Here is a 16,672-nt window from a genome sequence, read left to right as displayed (position 1 = left end):
CTCGTTCGAGGGCGTCCATTGGGGATGCGTATCGCGCTATACGCGGCAACGGAGCCGGAAACAGCGCTGGAAGGCTGGAGGCAGGATGAAAGGGCGTTGCAGCCGGTGTTTTTCGTCCAGCTTCCAGCCCAGCGCCTTTATCGAAGGAGCTTGCCCGTGAATAACGGCATAGCGCGATTGCCCTGGCATACCGGGAACCTCTGTATCGGCCCCGGTTTCGAAAGAAGTATGCGGCGGTACTGCATGGCAGCGAGGATTACACTGGGAGCGCATGCCCGCGCCCGGGAATTTGCAGTATCCAATGATTAAAGGCGCGCGCTTTCCGGCGAACCTGGTCGATAATGCCCGAGTAAGACGATCAACAACACTGCGAGTGCGCCTTGCCGATTTCATCCTATGTCCTGATTGCTTTCAACGAGCCCTGGCGGGCCGACAGGCTGTGCCAACTGGTGCAGGAACTGCGGCCCGGCATGCGGGCCGTGCAGGTCAACGATGGGCTGGGGGCGCTGAAGGCCTGCAAGCGGCATGTGCCGACACTGCTGATTGCCGATGGTGAGCTGAATGGCCTGGATGGTCCCGGCCTGCTGCGGCAGTTGCGCCGCCATGGGCCGACCCAGCGGCTGGCCTGTATCATCATCAGCGAGCGCACATCCGCCGAGCATATCCGTACGGTCCTGCCCCTGGCGCCCACGGCCTATCTGGCCAAGCCGGTCGACCTGGATAACCTGCGACAGCGCCTGGACAACCTGCTGCCTCGCTCCGCCGCCCAGCAAAAGATGCACCCGGCGATAACCTCCGGGGGCTTGCCCGAGTTTCTCGAGCGTATGCGCAAGAGCGCCCGTGGCGCGCCCATGATGCAGGCGGTGCATGAAGTGCTGGAGCGTTGCCTGAAGGCCACGGAGCAGAGCCTGGGCGACCTGGAGGCGGTGTTCAGGCGCGATCCGCAGATTACCGCGCGGCTGATCAGCCAGGCCAACAGTGCGGCGCAACACCAGGGCGCGCCCTGCCAGACGCTGTCCCAGGCATTGGCGCGGCTGGGGATCAGGCGCTCGCTCAACCTCGCCCTGGAAACGGCCTTGCAACGAAATGCGCGGCTGCGGGACGAGCGCCTGGCGGCCCAGTCCCAGGCGCTCTGCGAGCAGGCGCAGCGGGTCGCCGACCTGGCGTTCTGGCTGGCGCGCCAACTGAAGCTGGATGCGGAGCTGTGCTATACCGCCGGGCTGTTGCAGAATATCGGCGAACTTGCATTGTTGCGCAGCCTGCAGGATTGGCTGGACAGCGGCCAGGTTCTGCAGGAAGAAGAGATACAGCAGGCGTTGCGCGAGCGTGCCGCCGGTTTTGGCTCGGCCTTGCGGGCCCAGTGGCGCTTGCCATTGGGGTTGCGCCAGGTGATCGCATCCTATTATTCCCTGGGGGCCGGCGTGTTCTCCCGCGAGGCGCTGGTGCTCAACCTGGCCGGGCTGCTGCTGGCGCTGCCGGCTGGCGAGTCGCCGTTATCCCTGGCGGACGAACGGGTGGTGCGGCTGTTGCGTGTCGACGTTTCGCTGTTGCAGCGCGTACCGTTGGGCTGAGCGATTGCAGGGGCTTGCGCGCCGCTGGATGGCGTGAGGAACTTGAATTTGTTCTTGTTGGGGGCGGGGCTTTCTGGTATAAAACGCCGCTCTGTTCTGGGGGCCCGGTTTCCCGCTCGTCGCATGAGCCGGTAAGACCCCCACGAAACATGGCGTAAAACGCCAATCTTCAAGCGAATTCAAGCGGCCAACCCATGCCGGGTTGTGCATGTGGTTTAGAGGGCTGAGGCATGTCGAGAGTCTGTCAAGTTACCGGTAAGGGTCCGGTAACCGGGAACAACATTTCCCACGCGAACAACAAAACCCGTCGTCGTTTCCTGCCGAACCTGCAGCATCACCGCTTCTGGGTCGAGTCCGAGAACCGCTTCGTCCGCCTGCGCCTGAGCGCAAAGGGCATGCGCGTCATCGACAAGCGTGGCATCGACGCCGTTCTGGCTGAAATCCGCGCCCGCGGCGAGAAGGTTTAAGGAGATTTATCATGCGTGATCTGATCCGTTTGGTGTCCAGCGCCGGTACCGGCCACTTCTACACCACCGACAAGAACAAGCGTACTACGCCCGACAAGATCGAAATCAAGAAGTACGATCCAGTCGTGCGCAAGCATGTGATCTACAAGGAAGCGAAAATCAAGTAATTGGTTTTCGGCCCTTGATGAAGGACCCGCCCTCGTGGCGGGTTTTTTCGTTGTGCGCCAGGCATGGCGCGTTGCGCGTGAGCGCAACCAGCTTGGCTGTGGTGGCCTCGTTGGTGACTTGGAGGTGAAAGTCCTCTACACACCCGGCAAGGGGAGGTGTTAGCTGGACGGCAAGGGTGTCGTGGGTGACTGCGAGTCTGAAGGAAGCCGAAGGCAAAATGCTGGCCTGACGAACAGGAAGCGGATAGAGGCGGCGTAGCGGGGTAAGGTAGCCAGGATTGCCAAAGCCCAATACTTGCACGGAACGCTGCGACGTAAATCCGACAGGCATAAGCAGGAAGGTCGCGCGAATTACCCTGGGAGATCTGTTGTGCTACCAGTATCGCGAGATGACGGGATGGGCGAACAGAAGTCAGCAGAGGCCGTAGTAGTTGCCCGAAACCGGAGCAGCGAAGGGCTGAACCTGCCATGAGTGGATAGTCAGGTGTGATCTCTGTTGGAGCGTAAAGCAGAAACGTCGTGAATAGCGGCGGTCGAGACCATCAGGAGGCAGGAGTCGGAAACTCCGAGGGCCGGTCTGGGCGCTTGGATACCACAGGCGACACATCAACGGAACCAAGCTCGCTGAGGTGGTTTATCCGTAGGCGGGAACCGCCGTATACGGAAGCGTACGTACGGTGGTGTGGGAGGACGGCGGGGGCGATCCCGCCTCCTACCCGAATTTCGGGAGGAACGATTGGAAAGGCGCAGTCTCTGGTTTAGTGTTACCGGCAACAGCTGTTCACTGAACAAGAGAGGATACGCCATGACCGATCTCACCCTGGCCGATTGGCAGCAACGTGCCCGCGAGCTGGATATAGAGGGACGTGCATTCATTCAGGGCGAATATGTCGATGCCCTGTCGCGAGGGCGTTTCGACTGCGTCAGCCCCATCGACGGCCGTGTACTGGCGCAGGTCGCCAGTTGCGATGCGCAGGATGCCGAGCACGCCGTGGCCAGTGCCCGCGAGGTCTTCGCCGCAGGGCTCTGGTCGCGCCTGGCGCCGGCCCGACGCAAGGCGATACTGATCCGCTTCGCCGATCTGCTGGAGGCGCACGGCGAGGAGCTGGCGCTGCTGGAAACCCTGGACATGGGCAAGCCGATCGGCGATGCCCTGGCGGTGGATATCCCGGGTGCGGCGCGGGCCCTGCGCTGGAGCGGCGAGGCGATCGACAAGGTCTACGATGAGGTGGCGCCGACGCCCCATGACCAACTGGGGCTTGTTACCCGTGAGCCGGTCGGCGTGGTGGCGGCCATCGTGCCGTGGAATTTCCCGTTGATGATGGCCTGCTGGAAGCTTGGCCCGGCGCTGGCCACCGGTAACTCGGTGATCCTCAAACCGTCCGAAAAGTCCCCGTTGACTGCCATCCGCATCGCCCGCCTGGCCATCGAGGCCGGCATCCCCGCGGGCGTGCTCAACGTATTGCCGGGCTACGGGCATACGGTAGGCAAGGCCCTGGCCCTGCATATGGATGTCGATACCCTGGTATTCACCGGTTCCACCCGGGTGGCCAAGCAACTGATGATCTACGCCGGCGAGTCGAACATGAAGCGGGTCTGGCTGGAGGCGGGTGGCAAGAGCCCGAATATCGTCTTCGCCGATGCCCCTGACCTGTACCAGGCCGCCGAGGCCGCCGCCAGCGCGATTGCCTTCAACCAGGGTGAGGTATGTACCGCCGGCTCGCGCTTGCTGGTGGAAAGCTCCATCCGCGAGCGTTTCCTGCCACTGCTGGTGGAGGCGCTCAAGGCCTGGAAGCCGGGCAATCCGCTGGACCCCGCGACCAATATCGGGGCTCTGGTCGATACCCAGCAACTGGATACGGTGCTGTCCTATATCGAGGCCGGCCACGCCGAAGGTGCCACTCTGTTGCTCGGTGGCAAGCGGACCCTGGAGGAAACCGGTGGGCTGTATGTAGAGCCGACCATTTTCGATGGTGTCGACAATGCGATGAAGATCGCCCGCGAGGAGATTTTCGGTCCTGTGCTGTCGGTGATCGGCTTCGACACGCCGGAGCAGGCTATCGCCATTGCCAACGATACCCAGTATGGCCTGGCCGCCGCGGTGTGGACGGCCGATCTGTCGAAGGCGTTGTTGACCGCCAGGGCGCTGCGGGCCGGCAGCATCTGGGTCAACCAGTACGAGGGTGGCGACATGACCGCGCCGTTCGGTGGCTTCAAGCAATCGGGCAATGGCCGCGACAAGTCCTTGCACGCCTTCGACAAATACACCGAGCTGAAGGCGACCTGGATCAAGTTGTAGAGGGAAGCCGCTGGAGGCCGAGCCTCCGGGAGTTGTGCAGGACCTACAACCTCTGGAGGCTCGGCTTGAAGCTTGAAGCCGCCCCTCAGACCGTATGCAGGTACCAGTTGTATTCGAGGTCGGAAATCGAGTGTTCGAACTCGGCCAGTTCGCTCTCCTTGCAGGCCACGAAGATATCGATGTAGTCGGGGCTGATATAGCGCGCCATGATCTCGCTGTCGTCGAGCACCCGCAGGGCGTCGCGCAGGTTGGTCGGCAGGCTGGGCTCCACCTGTTCGTAAGCATTGCCTTCGGTCGGCTCGCCCGGTTCTATGTGATTGAGCAACCCATGGTGGATGCCGGCCAGTACCGAGGCCATCAGCAGGTAGGGGTTGGCGTCGGCGCCGGCGACGCGGTGTTCGATGCGTACCGCATCGTCGCTGTCGGTCGGTACGCGCAGGGCTACGGTGCGGTTGTCCAGCCCCCAGGACGGGGCATTGGGCACATAGAACTGCGCACCGAAGCGCCGGTATGAATTGACGTTCGGGCACAGGAAGGCCATGGACGCGGCCATGGTCTCCTGCAGGCCGCCGATGGCATGCCGCAAGGTCTGGCTTTCCAGGGGATTTTCGCAGGCGAAGATGTTCCTGCCCTGCTTGTCGAGAATCGAGATATGCACATGCAGCCCGTTGCCGGCCTGGCCGGGATAGGGCTTGGCCATGAAGGTGGTGTCCATCTCATGGTCGTAGGCGATGTTCTTGATCAGGCGCTTGAGCAGCACCGCGTAGTCGCAGGCCTTGAGCGGGTCGGCGACGTGATGCAGGTTGACTTCGAACTGCGCCGGGGCGCTTTCCTTGACGATGGCGTCGGCCGGGATGCCCTGTTCCTTGGCGCCTTCGAGAATGTCCTGCAGGCAGTCGACGTATTCGTCCAGGTCGTCGATCAGGTAGACCTGGGTCGATTGCGGGCGTTTGCCGGAAATCGGTGAGCGCGGCGGCTGCGGGCGGCCGTTCACGTTCTCCTGGTCGATCAGGTAGAACTCCAGCTCGAACGCGGCGCACAGGGTCAGCCCCAGTTCGTCGAACTTGCTTACCACCTGGCGCAGCACTTCCCGCGGGTCGGCGAAGAACGGCGAACCATCGCGCTCGTGCATGGTCATCAACAGTTGTGCGGTGGGGCGGCGCTGCCAGGGCTCCCTGGCCAGGGTGTTGGGGATCGGGAAGCAGATACGGTCGGAGTCGCCGATGTCCATGCCGAGGCCGGTGCTTTCCACGGTGCTGCCGTTGATGTCGAGGGCGAACAGCGACGCCGGCAGGTTAATACCCGCTTCATAAACCTTGTGCAGACTGGCGCGCTCGATTCGCTTGCCGCGAACCACACCGTTCATGTCGGCGATCAGCAGGTCGATGTAGAGAACCTCGGGATGCTCCTTGAGAAAGGCGTTGGCTTCATTGAGCTGAATGGCACGTGGCGGCGGTGACATGGCGAAGTACCTTTCTTGTAGAAAATATGATCATTCCGCGACTTTACCGTGAGTCAACCGAAAAGCCCTGCGGCTGTCAATAGCGCCGCAGCGCCCTGAAAACGGGCGTCGTGGGCGATTTCGGAGCGATATCGAAGGGGCCGCTGGAAGTGTGCATGCTACGACGAACCAACGGTTGTCCGGGAAAATGAACAGGATTAATCTCATCGAACACACTGCAAGGAAGGTGATCAACCCATGCCCCGCTCGCCCTTGATCGGTGTATCCGCCTGTAGCCGCAAGCTCGAAGATCATGATTTTCACATCGCCGGGGACAAGTACCTGCGCGCCGCCGCGTTGGCGGGGTTGCCTCTGGTGATCCCTGCCCTGGAATCCCTGAAGCTGGAGGACCTGCTGGAGAATGTCGACGGGTTGTTGTTCACCGGCTCGCCTTCCAACGTCGAGCCCCATCGCTACAGCGGTCCTGGCAGTGCGCCGGGCACACTGCACGATCCGGCGCGTGACGACCTGACCCTGCCGCTGATTCGCGCGGCGGTGGACGCCGGCATTCCAGTGTTCGGTATCTGCCGGGGCTTCCAGGAAATGAACGTGGCCTTCGGTGGCAGCCTGCACCAGAAGGTGCATGAGCTGCCCGGCTATCTCGATCACCGTGAAGACCCCGAAGCGCCGTTGCCGGTGCAATACGGTTTCAGCCACGACCTGCTGCCGGAGCCGGGAGGCTTGCTCCAGCGCCTTGGACTGGTGCAGCGTTGCCAGGTCAATTCGCTGCACAGCCAGGGCATAGATCGCCTGGGCGACGGCCTGAGGGTGGAGGCGCGTGCCCCGGACGGATTGATCGAAGCCATTTCCGTCGAGGGTGCGCGCAGTTTCGCGCTCGGCGTGCAGTGGCATCCCGAATGGGACGTGCAGGCGGTCCCCCATTATCTGGCCCTGTTCCGGGGCTTCGCCGACGCCTGTCGCGCACACGCAGAACAGCGCTGAGCGCTTTCGTTCCAGCCAATCGAGGCCAACATGTCGAACAAGCTCGACCAGCTCACGGGCTGGCTCAAGGATCACAAGATCACCGAAGTGGAATGCGTCATCAGCGACCTGACCGGCATTGCCCGCGGCAAGATTTCGCCGACCAGCAAGTTTCTCGGCGAAAAGGGCATGCGCCTGCCGGAAAGCGTGCTGCTGCAGACCGTCACCGGCGACTACATCGCGGACGACATCTATTACGAACTGCTCGATCCGGCGGATATCGACATGATCTGCCGGCCGGACCCGGATGCCATATACAGCGTGCCCTGGGCCATCGAGCCGACCGCGTTGGTGATCCACGACAGCTACGACAAGCAGGGCAACCCCATCGAACTGTCGCCGCGCAACGTGCTGAAGAAGGTGCTGGCGCTCTATGCCAATCGCGGCTGGCAGCCCATCGTGGCGCCGGAAATGGAGTTCTACCTGACCAAGCGTTGCGAGGACCCGGACCTGCCGCTGCAGGCGCCGATCGGTCGCTCGGGCCGCCAGGAAACCGGGCGCCAGTCATTCTCCATCGATGCCGCCAACGAGTTCGACCCGCTGTTCGAGGATATGTATGACTGGTGCGAGACCCAGGGGCTGGATCTGGACACGCTGATCCACGAAGAAGGCACGGCGCAGATGGAAATCAACTTCCGTCATGGCGAAGCGCTGCACCTGGCCGACCAGATCCTGGTGTTCAAGCGCACCATGCGCGAAGCGGCGCTCAAGCACAATGTCGCCGCCACCTTCATGGCCAAGCCGATGACCGGTGAGCCGGGCAGCGCCATGCACCTGCACCAGAGCGTCATCGACGTGGCCAGCGGGCGCAATATCTTCTCGGACGAGAGCGGCGGCATGAGCCAACTGTTCCTCGATCACGTCGGCGGCCTGCAGAAATACATCCCCGAGCTGCTGCCGATGTTCGCCCCCAACGTCAATTCGTTCCGCCGTTTCCTGCCCGATACCTCGGCGCCGGTCAATGTCGAGTGGGGCGAGGAGAACCGTACGGTGGGCCTGCGGGTACCTGACTCCTCGCCGGACAATCGCCGGGTGGAGAACCGCCTGGCCGGGGCGGACGCCAATCCCTACCTGGCGATAGCGGCCAGCCTGCTGTGTGGCTATATCGGCATGACCGAGGGCATCCCGCCCAGCGCGCCGGTCAAGGGGCGCGGTTACGAACGACGCAACCTGCGCCTGCCCTTCACCCTGGAAGCCGCGCTGGAGCGGATGGAGAGCTGCCAGGACCTGCACCGCTACCTGAGCCCGAAGTTCATCCAGGGCTATGTCGCGGTCAAGCGCACCGAGCAGGAAAACTACAACCGTGTGATCAGCTCGTGGGAGCGCGAATTCCTGCTGCTTTCGGTATAGAAAATGCACCGTTATGGTGCGCAAAATTAACAGGCTCTTCCGATAAAGGTGCTGGAGGCTGGAAAGCTGGACGAAAAACAACGGGGTCGCCGCGCTCTTTCGTTCAGCCTCCAGCCTTCCAGCGCTGTTTGCGGCTTTTTGCAGCGTCATCCTGGGCAATTGGCGTTGGCGGTGGACGCCGGGTTTTCCGGCACCCTATTTGCTAAAAGACACTGTGGGTCGAGCACGCTGGAAAAATTGTCTCTGGAGCTGTGTCAGGTGTTTAAAAATGGTGACGAAGTTGCCAGACTGCGCGGGTTTCCAGGCCTGCCGGGAATCCTCGCGGACCAGACAGACGAAGCCTGATCTTGCCCTGAAAACAATCTATCAACGACAGGAGTTGCACTGATGAAACCCTTTGCCAAGACCCTCATCGCCTTGACACTCGTCGGTGCCGCCGCCGGGGCCGCGCAGGCCAAAGACAAGGTCCTGCACGTCTACAACTGGTCCGACTACATCGCTGAAGACACCCTGGAAAACTTCACCAAGGAAACCGGCATCAAGGTGGTCTACGACGTGTTCGACAGTAACGAAGTGCTGGAGGCCAAGTTGTTGGCCGGTGCTTCGGGCTACGACATCGTCGTGCCTTCCAACCCCTTCCTGGCCAAGCAGATCAAGGCCGGCGTGTTCCAGAAGCTGGATCGTTCGAAGCTGAGCAACTGGGAAAACCTCGACAAGGACCTGCTCAAGGCCCTGGAGCCGAGCGATCCGGGCAATGCCTACTCGGTCCCCTATATGTGGGGCACCATCGGTATTGGCTACAACGTCGACAAGGTCAAGGCGGTACTGGGCGAGAATGCACCGGTCGACTCCTGGGACCTGGTGTTCAAGCCGGAGAACATCGAGAAGCTCAAGTCCTGCGGCGTGGCCTTCCTCGACTCGCCCACCGAGATCCTGCCGGCAGCCCTGCACTACCTGGGCCTGCCAACCGATAGCGGCGATAGCGGTGAATTGAAGAAGGCGGAGGACCTGTTCCTGCAGATCCGCCCGAACGTGGCCTACTTCCATTCCTCCAAGTACATCTCCGATCTGGCCAACGGCAATATCTGCGTGGCCATCGGCTATTCCGGGGACATCTACCAGGCCAAGTCCCGCGCCGAGGAAGCCAATAATGGCGTGAACGTGGGCTACAAGATTCCCAAGGAAGGCGCCGGCAGCTTCTTCGACATGCTGGCAATCCCCTCTGACGCCAAGAACGTCGAGAATGCCCATGTCTTCCTCGACTACCTGCTGCGCCCGGAAGTGATGGCTCCCATCGTCGACTATGTGCAGTTCCCCAGCGCCAACGCGGCGGCGACCCCGCTGATCGACAAGAGCATCAGCAGCGACCCGGGCATCTACCCGAGCCAGGACGTGCTGCAGAAGCTGTATACCTTCCCCGATCTGGAGGCCAAGACCCAGCGCGCCATTACCCGTAGCTGGACCAAGATCAAATCGGGCCGTTGAGGGTCCAACTGAAACCGGGTTGTCGCCAACGACTGTTACCGTCGCTGGCGCCCCGGGCTGGAATGTCGGTGACGCGCCTGCTGAAAGGTGCGTCGTAGCCATGGGTTTTCAGGGTTGCGGAACGGCAACACATTGCAGGCCGGAAGGCCTGGTGTCGTTCCCCCGCTGCCCGACATCCGTACCAGGCCTTGCCTGAACCTGAAGACGATCGGCCACTGGCCGCCCCCACCATTCTGAATTCGGGAGTTCGCGCATGGCCGTAGCCTCCAGCGCCTACAAGAAAGCCCTTTCGGGCGAAAGCAGAAGCAGGCAGGTGCTGCTGAAGATCGACCGCGTCACGAAGAAGTTCGACGAAACCGTCGCGGTCGACGAGGTTTCCCTGAATATCCACCAGGGCGAGATTTTCGCCTTGCTCGGCGGTTCCGGCTCCGGCAAGTCGACGTTGCTGCGCATGCTGGCCGGCTTCGAGCGGCCGAGCGAAGGGCGCATCTACCTGGATGGCCAGGACATCACCGACCTGCCGCCCTACGAGCGGCCGATCAACATGATGTTCCAGTCCTATGCGCTGTTCCCGCACATGAGCGTCGAGCAGAACATCGCCTTCGGCCTCAAGCAGGACGGCCTGCCCAAGGCCGAGCTCGCCGAGCGCGTGGCCGAGATGCTCAGGCTGGTGCAGATGAGCCAGTACGCCAAGCGCCTGCCGCACCAGTTGTCCGGTGGCCAGCGCCAGCGCGTGGCCCTGGCGCGCTCGCTGGCCAAGCGCCCCAAGCTGCTGCTGCTCGATGAGCCGATGGGTGCGCTGGACAAGAAGCTGCGCTCGCAGATGCAACTGGAGCTGGTGGAGATCATCGAGCGGGTCGGCGTGACCTGCGTGATGGTCACCCACGACCAGGAAGAGGCCATGACCATGGCCGAGCGCATCGCCATCATGCACCTGGGGTGGATCGCCCAGGTCGGCAGCCCGATGGACATCTACGAAACCCCGGCCAACCGCCTGGTGTGCGAGTTCATCGGCAACGTCAACCTGTTCGACGGCGAACTGATCGAGGACCTGGAAGACCATGCGGTGATCGCCTGCCCGCAACTGGAGCGGCCGATCTACATAGGCCATGGCATCAGCACCCGTGCCGAGGACAAGCGCGTGACCTTCGCCCTGCGCCCGGAAAAGCTGCTGATGAGCCTGGACAAGCCGGAGCTGGAGCACCCGGACTACAACTGGGTGGTCGGTACCGTGCATGACATCGCCTACCTGGGCGGGCATTCGGTCTACTACATCCGCCTGGAGTCCGGCCTGCTGCTGCAGGCTTTCGTCGCCAACGCCGAGCGCCATGTGAAGTGGCCGACCTGGGAGGAGCAGGTCTACCTGTACTGGCTGAGCGACAGCGGCGTGGTGCTGCAGGCATGAAGCGGGTAGCGTTGAACAGGGGGCGCCGGCTGGTCATCGGCATTCCCTTCCTGTGGTTGATACTGTTCTTCCTGCTGCCGTTCGCCATCGTGCTGAAGATCAGCTTCTCCGAGGCGGACGTGGCGATCCCGCCATATACGGAGGTCTTCAGTTACGCGGACCAGCAACTGCAGGTACTGATCAACCTCGGCAACTACATCTTCCTCAGCGAGGACGCGCTGTACCTGGCGGCCTACCTGGGCTCGCTGAAGATCGCCTTCTTTTCCACGCTGCTGTGCCTGCTGATCGGCTACCCGATGGCCTATGCCATCGCCCGGGCGCGCAAGGATGTGCAGACCGTCCTGCTGCTACTGATCATGATGCCGACCTGGACCGCGATCCTGATCCGCGTCTATGCCTGGATGGGCATTCTCAGCAACAACGGCCTGCTCAACAGTGCGCTGATGGGCATCGGCCTGATCGACCAGCCGGTGCAGATACTCAACACCGACCTGGCGGTGTATATCGGCGTGGTCTATTCCTACCTGCCGTTCATGATCCTGCCGCTTTACGCCAACCTGGTGAAGCACGACATGAGCCTGCTGGAAGCGGCCGCCGACCTTGGCGCCAGGCGCTTCACCAGCTTCTGGAAGATCACCGTGCCGCTGTCGAAGAGCGGCATCATCGCCGGCTGCATGCTGGTGTTCATTCCGGTGGTGGGTGAGTTCGTCATTCCCGAGTTGCTGGGTGGGCCGGAGACGCTGATGATCGGCAAGGTGCTGTGGCAGGAGTTCTTCAACAACCGCGACTGGCCGGTGGCTTCCGCGTTGGCGGTGGTGATGCTGGCGATCCTGCTGGTACCGATCATTCTGTTCAACCGCAACCAGGCGAAGGAACTGGAGGGAAAACTATGAGCAGCCGATCGTTCTGTTCAAGCGGTGTTCCATCCAGATGCGTGGCGAAGCAGTTGGAAGGAAAACTATGAAGCGCTACAGCTTTTCCAACCTGATCCTGGCGCTCGGCCTGCTGTTCATCTACCTGCCGATGGTGATCCTGGTCATCTATTCGTTCAACGGCTCGCGGCTGGTGACGGTATGGGGCGGCTGGTCGGTCAAGTGGTACACCGGCCTGCTGGACAATACCCAGTTGATGAGCGCGGTGATGCGTTCGCTGGAGGTGGCGCTGTACAGCGCTATCGCGGCGGTGGCGCTGGGCACCATGGCGGCCTTCGTGCTGACGCGCATCCCGGTGTTCCGTGGCCGCACCCTGTTCGGCGGGCTGGTCACCGCACCGCTGGTGATGCCCGAGGTGATCACCGGCCTGTCGCTGTTGTTGTTGTTCGTGGCCATGGCGCAACTGGTCGGCTGGCCGGCCCAGCGTGGCATCGTCACCATCTGGATCGCCCATACCACCTTCTGCTCGGCCTATGTGGCGGTGATCGTGATGGCGCGCCTGCGCGAGCTGGACCAGTCCATCGAGGAAGCGGCGATGGACCTCGGCGCACGGCCCTGGAAGGTGTTCTTCGTCATCACCATGCCGATGATCGCGCCGTCGCTGGTGGCGGGGGGCATGCTGTCCTTCGCGCTGTCGCTGGATGACCTGGTGCTGGCCAGCTTCGTTTCCGGACCCGGCTCGACCACCCTGCCGATGGAGATATTCTCGGCGGTGCGCCTGGGGGTGAAACCCGAGATCAACGCGGTGGCCAGTCTGATCCTGCTGGTGATCTCGCTGTTCACCTTCCTCGCCTGGTATATCACCCGCCGCGCCGAGAAGCGCCGCGGTCGTGCATTGCAGCAGGCGCAGGAGGAAGCGGCGGCGGCCTGACCTCAGCTCCCGGGCAAGCCTATGCCCTGCTTGAGGGGCGAGGCAGTGCGACCGGATTGGCAATAGTGAGTCTGGCTTCAGGGCCGTACAGCGCGATCTCGGGCTCAGCGTTCCTGTGCGAATGCCAGGTGGCGGGACGGGGCCTTCGCCGCCAGGGATGGCGGCGAAGAGCTACAGGGATGTATTCACGCGTGCCCCGTCCCGCCACCTGGCATTCGCACAGCCACTATCGGCGGCGCCTGAAAGAAACAGCCTGTGAAACTGAAAGTCCTGCGAATAATTCATTCGCCACGCATACGGCTCTTTCCATAGTCGCCACGGTAGCTCGACGCGAGCCCGGCCAACCCCGCTACGAAACCTTCGTCGACAGGGATGTCAGCGAAGAGCACCCCTTATTCATATTGGCGACAGGTTCATGCGTGTTTCGCAGCGGGGCTGGCCGGGTTCGCTACACCACGGGCACCAGGACACCACCAGCGGCGTACGATGAAACGCACACTGGATTGCCAATCCGGACGCAACGAGGCAGCTCTACGGCGAAGGCGCAGAGGATATTCGGTCGCGACGAAACGTCAACAGACCCTAGGACCGGCCGGCCGGGGCCGTCCGCCCATATTCGCTGGGGGCCATGCCGTGATGGCGGCGGAACACCTTGGCGAAATGGCTGGGGTTGGAGTAACCCACCGCCAGCGCCACCTCGGCGACCCGTTGCCCATCCGCCAGGCGCCATGCCGCCTGCTGCATGCGCAGGTCCTGCAACAGCGCGTAGACGCCCTTGCCATGCAACTGGCGGAAGCCTTCCTTGAGCTTGCGCAGGCTCAGTTGCGCTTCGTCCGCCAGGCTCTCCAGGGTCCAGGCGCGATCGAGGTTTTCCGTCAGCAACCGATGGGCACAACGCAGGCGGGCCATGTCGCGCCCGCCGAGTGCCCGTGGTTGCCCGTGCGACTGCAGGTGGTCCAGGGTTTCAGCCAGCATCTCCAGTGCCTTGCCGCGCAGGAACAGGTCGCGGGCGATGCCCGGCAGGCGGCAGTTGAGCATCTCCAGGCCGATCCGCCGCAGCGGCTGGGGTGCCGGGAATTGCAGCAGGTGCGCCTGGCCATCGCTCGAGTTGGCCCGCTCCCAGGGGCCGGAGGCTTCCAGCAGTTTTTCGCCGATGCCGAGGCGCGCCAGGGTGTCTACCGAGAAGCTTACGTTGACCCCGCGCAGACGCTCGCCTGCCGGTAGAAAGCCTTCGCCTTCCAGCGCCACCGAGGCGTGATAGAGGCAGCCGCAGCCATCGCGGAACGCCAGTGGCGCGGTGTCGGCGAACTGTCGCCAGCCGCTGCCGTGTTCGTAGTAGGCGACGGTGAGGGAAGGCTCGCTGTGTGCGAAGGCGCGGCTGTCGTGGGGTAGCAGTGCCTCGATCAGGCGGATGTCCAGTTCTTCATCGGCCAGGCCGAGCAATGCCGGCGGCAGGGGCAGGTCGGACAGGTAGTGGTTGATGGCCATGGCGCGGGCTCCTTCTGCAAGCGCCAAAGATAAACGAGAACACTTATCACTAAAAGTGCCGATCGCAGGTATCCGCGCCCCGATCCCGCGCGCAAGCCCTGGCGCCTGCCGCCATCATGGCGGCATATTCGTTTTCAGGAGCACACCATGCGCCGTCATCCTCTCAGCCTCGCCGTCTTCCTCGGCCTGCCGCTGGCTGCCCAGGCCGCCCTGGACCTGCCCGGTATCGTAGTGACCGCGAGCAAGCGCGTCACGTCGCTGGAACGGACCGATATGGCACTCTCCGTGGCTGACGCGGAGGAGCTGCGCCAAGCCAATATCAGCAATACCGATGAGCTGAACCGGGTATTCCCCGAGCTGTTCGCCAGCGATACCGGCTCGAGCCTGTTCCCCAGCCTGAGCCTGCGTGGCATTTCCTCATCGGACCCGTACAACGCGCCAGTGGCGGTTTATGTCGATGGTGTGCCGCAGGCCGTTGGCGGTTTCAGTCAGCGGTTGCTGGATATCGAGCGCATCGAACTGCTCAGGGGGCCGCAGGGGACGCTGTACGGCCGCAATGCCCATGCCGGAGCGCTGAACATCATTACCCGCCAGCCCGGCAACGAGGCGCGCTTCGGCCTGCAGGGCCGTTACAGCAATCTGCATCGCGAGATCGGCACCAGTGCCAGCGGAGCCTTGCTGGAGGACCGTCTGTTCGCCGAGGCGGCGCTTTACCACGACGACATCCAGGGCGAACTGCATGGCACCAGGCGCCATGGGGACGGCGACAACGGCGGCGGCCGCTTCGCGCTGACCCTGACGCCGAACGATGATTTGCGCCTGCGGCTATCGTATTCCCGCGACCGCCTCACTTCCCATGAGGAGCATTACCTGCCGTTCCACGGCTATTCGCGGCGTGACATCGTGCCCGCCTGGCGCGAGTCCAGCTACACCCGCCGGGTGGAAACCAGCAGCGCGACCCTCGACTGGATGCTGAACGACGACTGGACGCTGACTTCCGTCAGTGCCTATCAGCACTACCGCCATTCCCGGCTGCTGGGCGATTTCGGCCTGTTGCACCCGGAGCAGGAGCGCAGTTCCAGCCAGGAATTGCGGCTGGGCAGCAACGGCGAGGGGCGTCGCTGGGATGCCACCTTCGGTTTCTACTGGCAGGAGCGGGAGATTCATGCCCGGCGCAGTGTGGCGGCCGGTGGCCCCTACGACGGTTTCCTCGGCGCCGCCGACAGTCGCATCGACGGTACGGAGAAGGCGCTCTTCGGCGAGTTCACCTGGCACTTCGACCCGCGCTGGGATCTGACCCTCGGCCTGCGCCATAGCCGCGAGGATGCCGATACGCACTTCGAGCAGCAGGGCAGCCTGCTCGGCGCGGGCTTTGCCTATCGTGGCAGCGACCGTTTCACCAGCACCACGCCGAAGGTCGCCGTTGGCTTCCAGGCCAGCGACGAACTGCGCCTGTATGCCCTGGCCAGCGAAGGCTTCAAGGCCGGCGGCTATAATCGCATCGGCGCCAGCACGGCGGATGCCGTGGCTTTCGATCCGGAGCGCTCGCTGAACCTGGAGGTCGGTGCCAAGGCCACTCTGTTCGAACACCGCCTGAGGCTCAACGCGACGCTTTACTGGATGCGCATCGAAGACGTTCAGCAGTTTGTCGGGCCAGTGGGCATGCAGTCATTACAGAACATGGGGGAGGCGCGCAGTCGCGGGGCCGAGCTCGCCCTCGACTGGTTGCCGGACGAGGACACCCGGGTGCGTCTGGCCGGCAGCGTCAACGATAGTGAATTGACGGATTCCACTGTACGCCAGGGCAACCGCCTGGCGCTGGCGCCGCGCTCCAGCCTGCGCCTGTCCGGCGAGCGTCGTCTGCGCTGGGACGGCCTGCCTGGTGAACTGGTGCCGAGCGTCGGCTTCTCTTATGTCGGCCAGCATTACTTCGATGTCGACAACGTGCTGGCGCAGGGTGGCTATGGCCTGTTCGACGCGCGCCTGGCCTGGCGTCCCGCCGAGGGTTACGAACTGGCGCTGTATGGCAACAACCTGAGCGACAAGGACTATCGCAGCTATGCCTATACCTCCGGTGCCAGCGCCTTCGCCCAGGCCGGCGCGGGACGCGAGCTAGGGCTGGACCTGAAGCTGGAATTCTGAAGCGGGAGGTCCG

General features: G+C 63.0%; 13 protein-coding genes. 11 read left to right on the top strand and 2 right to left on the bottom strand.

Annotated elements, in window-relative coordinates:
* The first annotated feature begins 380 nt into the window (after positions 1 to 380).
* The 4 genes from DNJ95_RS01510 to DNJ95_RS01495 all read left to right on the top strand — a co-directional run bounded on the left by DNJ95_RS01510 (position 381) and on the right by DNJ95_RS01495 (position 4,504).
* A complete protein-coding gene (locus DNJ95_RS01510; RefSeq protein ID WP_131182959.1) occupies positions 381 to 1,571 on the top strand; it encodes an HDOD domain-containing protein in 1,191 nt (396 codons plus the stop codon).
* Positions 1,572 to 1,801: 230 nt separating this feature from the next.
* Complete coding sequence (rpmB, locus tag DNJ95_RS01505; protein WP_131182958.1) at positions 1,802 to 2,038, top strand: 50S ribosomal protein L28; 237 nt, start codon at positions 1,802 to 1,804, stop codon at positions 2,036 to 2,038.
* A gap of 11 nt (positions 2,039 to 2,049) precedes the next feature.
* Positions 2,050 to 2,205 (top strand): 50S ribosomal protein L33, encoded by a 156-nt coding sequence (gene rpmG, locus DNJ95_RS01500; protein WP_014854577.1) that lies wholly within the window; start codon positions 2,050 to 2,052, stop codon positions 2,203 to 2,205.
* Between the two features lie 805 nt (positions 2,206 to 3,010).
* Complete coding sequence (locus DNJ95_RS01495; RefSeq protein WP_131182957.1) at positions 3,011 to 4,504, top strand: aldehyde dehydrogenase; 1,494 nt, start codon at positions 3,011 to 3,013, stop codon at positions 4,502 to 4,504.
* Between the two features lie 85 nt (positions 4,505 to 4,589).
* Here the strand turns inward: DNJ95_RS01495 and DNJ95_RS01490 are convergent, their stop codons facing one another.
* Positions 4,590 to 5,966 (bottom strand): glutamine synthetase family protein, encoded by a 1,377-nt coding sequence (locus tag DNJ95_RS01490; protein ID WP_131182956.1) that lies wholly within the window; start codon positions 5,964 to 5,966, stop codon positions 4,590 to 4,592.
* A gap of 237 nt (positions 5,967 to 6,203) precedes the next feature.
* On the opposite strand from DNJ95_RS01490, the gene DNJ95_RS01485 reads away from it, so the two are divergent.
* The 6 genes from DNJ95_RS01485 to DNJ95_RS01460 all read left to right on the top strand — a co-directional run bounded on the left by DNJ95_RS01485 (position 6,204) and on the right by DNJ95_RS01460 (position 13,029).
* Positions 6,204 to 6,947, top strand: coding sequence for a gamma-glutamyl-gamma-aminobutyrate hydrolase family protein (locus DNJ95_RS01485; protein WP_131182955.1), 744 nt, complete (start codon positions 6,204 to 6,206; stop codon positions 6,945 to 6,947).
* 30 nt (positions 6,948 to 6,977) lie between these two features.
* A complete protein-coding gene (locus DNJ95_RS01480) occupies positions 6,978 to 8,336 on the top strand; it encodes a glutamine synthetase family protein (RefSeq protein WP_131182954.1) in 1,359 nt (452 codons plus the stop codon).
* Positions 8,337 to 8,720: 384 nt separating this feature from the next.
* Positions 8,721 to 9,821 carry a polyamine ABC transporter substrate-binding protein gene (locus DNJ95_RS01475; protein ID WP_165491554.1) on the top strand — a complete coding sequence of 367 codons (1,101 nt, stop codon included), beginning with the start codon at positions 8,721 to 8,723 and terminating at the stop codon, positions 9,819 to 9,821.
* A gap of 253 nt (positions 9,822 to 10,074) precedes the next feature.
* Positions 10,075 to 11,226 (top strand): ABC transporter ATP-binding protein, encoded by a 1,152-nt coding sequence (locus tag DNJ95_RS01470; RefSeq protein WP_131182952.1) that lies wholly within the window; start codon positions 10,075 to 10,077, stop codon positions 11,224 to 11,226.
* Positions 11,223 to 12,119, top strand: a complete 897-nt coding sequence (locus DNJ95_RS01465) for an ABC transporter permease subunit (protein ID WP_131182951.1) — start codon at positions 11,223 to 11,225, stop codon at positions 12,117 to 12,119. Before DNJ95_RS01470 ends, DNJ95_RS01465 begins: the two co-directional genes overlap by 4 nt.
* A 67-nt stretch (positions 12,120 to 12,186) precedes the next feature.
* The gene (locus DNJ95_RS01460) at positions 12,187 to 13,029 is read left to right on the top strand and encodes an ABC transporter permease subunit (protein WP_131182950.1); all 843 of its coding nucleotides are present in this window, start codon (positions 12,187 to 12,189) and stop codon (positions 13,027 to 13,029) included.
* A 582-nt stretch (positions 13,030 to 13,611) separates the two neighbouring features.
* Here the strand turns inward: DNJ95_RS01460 and DNJ95_RS01455 are convergent.
* Positions 13,612 to 14,517, bottom strand: coding sequence for a helix-turn-helix transcriptional regulator (locus DNJ95_RS01455; protein ID WP_131182949.1), 906 nt, complete (start codon positions 14,515 to 14,517; stop codon positions 13,612 to 13,614).
* A 147-nt stretch (positions 14,518 to 14,664) separates the two neighbouring features.
* On the opposite strand from DNJ95_RS01455, the gene DNJ95_RS01450 reads away from it, so the two are divergent.
* Positions 14,665 to 16,659 carry a TonB-dependent receptor gene (locus DNJ95_RS01450; RefSeq protein WP_131182948.1) on the top strand — a complete coding sequence of 665 codons (1,995 nt, stop codon included), beginning with the start codon at positions 14,665 to 14,667 and terminating at the stop codon, positions 16,657 to 16,659.
* The last annotated feature ends 13 nt before the right edge of the window (positions 16,660 to 16,672 follow it).

Origin of the sequence: Stutzerimonas kirkiae (assembly GCF_004327335.1) — a bacterium.
Lineage (GTDB): Bacteria > Pseudomonadota > Gammaproteobacteria > Pseudomonadales > Pseudomonadaceae > Stutzerimonas > Stutzerimonas kirkiae.
Note: the sequence above shows the minus strand (reverse complement) of the source record. Positions and strands in the feature narration are given on the sequence as shown.

Excerpts from the sequence above, each read along its gene's own strand:
- DNJ95_RS01470 (WP_131182952.1), top strand. The coding sequence starts at position 10,075 with ATGGCCGTAGCCTCCAGCGCCTACAAGAAAGCCCTTTCGGGCGAAAGC.
- DNJ95_RS01495 (WP_131182957.1), top strand. The coding sequence starts at position 3,011 with ATGACCGATCTCACCCTGGCCGATTGGCAGCAACGTGCCCGCGAGCTG.
- DNJ95_RS01480 (WP_131182954.1), top strand. The coding sequence starts at position 6,978 with ATGTCGAACAAGCTCGACCAGCTCACGGGCTGGCTCAAGGATCACAAG.
- rpmB (WP_131182958.1), top strand. The coding sequence starts at position 1,802 with ATGTCGAGAGTCTGTCAAGTTACCGGTAAGGGTCCGGTAACCGGGAAC.
- rpmG (WP_014854577.1), top strand. The coding sequence starts at position 2,050 with ATGCGTGATCTGATCCGTTTGGTGTCCAGCGCCGGTACCGGCCACTTC.
- DNJ95_RS01490 (WP_131182956.1), bottom strand. The coding sequence starts at position 5,966 with ATGTCACCGCCGCCACGTGCCATTCAGCTCAATGAAGCCAACGCCTTT.
- DNJ95_RS01485 (WP_131182955.1), top strand. The coding sequence starts at position 6,204 with ATGCCCCGCTCGCCCTTGATCGGTGTATCCGCCTGTAGCCGCAAGCTC.
- DNJ95_RS01450 (WP_131182948.1), top strand. The coding sequence starts at position 14,665 with ATGCGCCGTCATCCTCTCAGCCTCGCCGTCTTCCTCGGCCTGCCGCTG.
- DNJ95_RS01465 (WP_131182951.1), top strand. The coding sequence starts at position 11,223 with ATGAAGCGGGTAGCGTTGAACAGGGGGCGCCGGCTGGTCATCGGCATT.
- DNJ95_RS01455 (WP_131182949.1), bottom strand. The coding sequence starts at position 14,517 with ATGGCCATCAACCACTACCTGTCCGACCTGCCCCTGCCGCCGGCATTG.
- DNJ95_RS01460 (WP_131182950.1), top strand. The coding sequence starts at position 12,187 with ATGAAGCGCTACAGCTTTTCCAACCTGATCCTGGCGCTCGGCCTGCTG.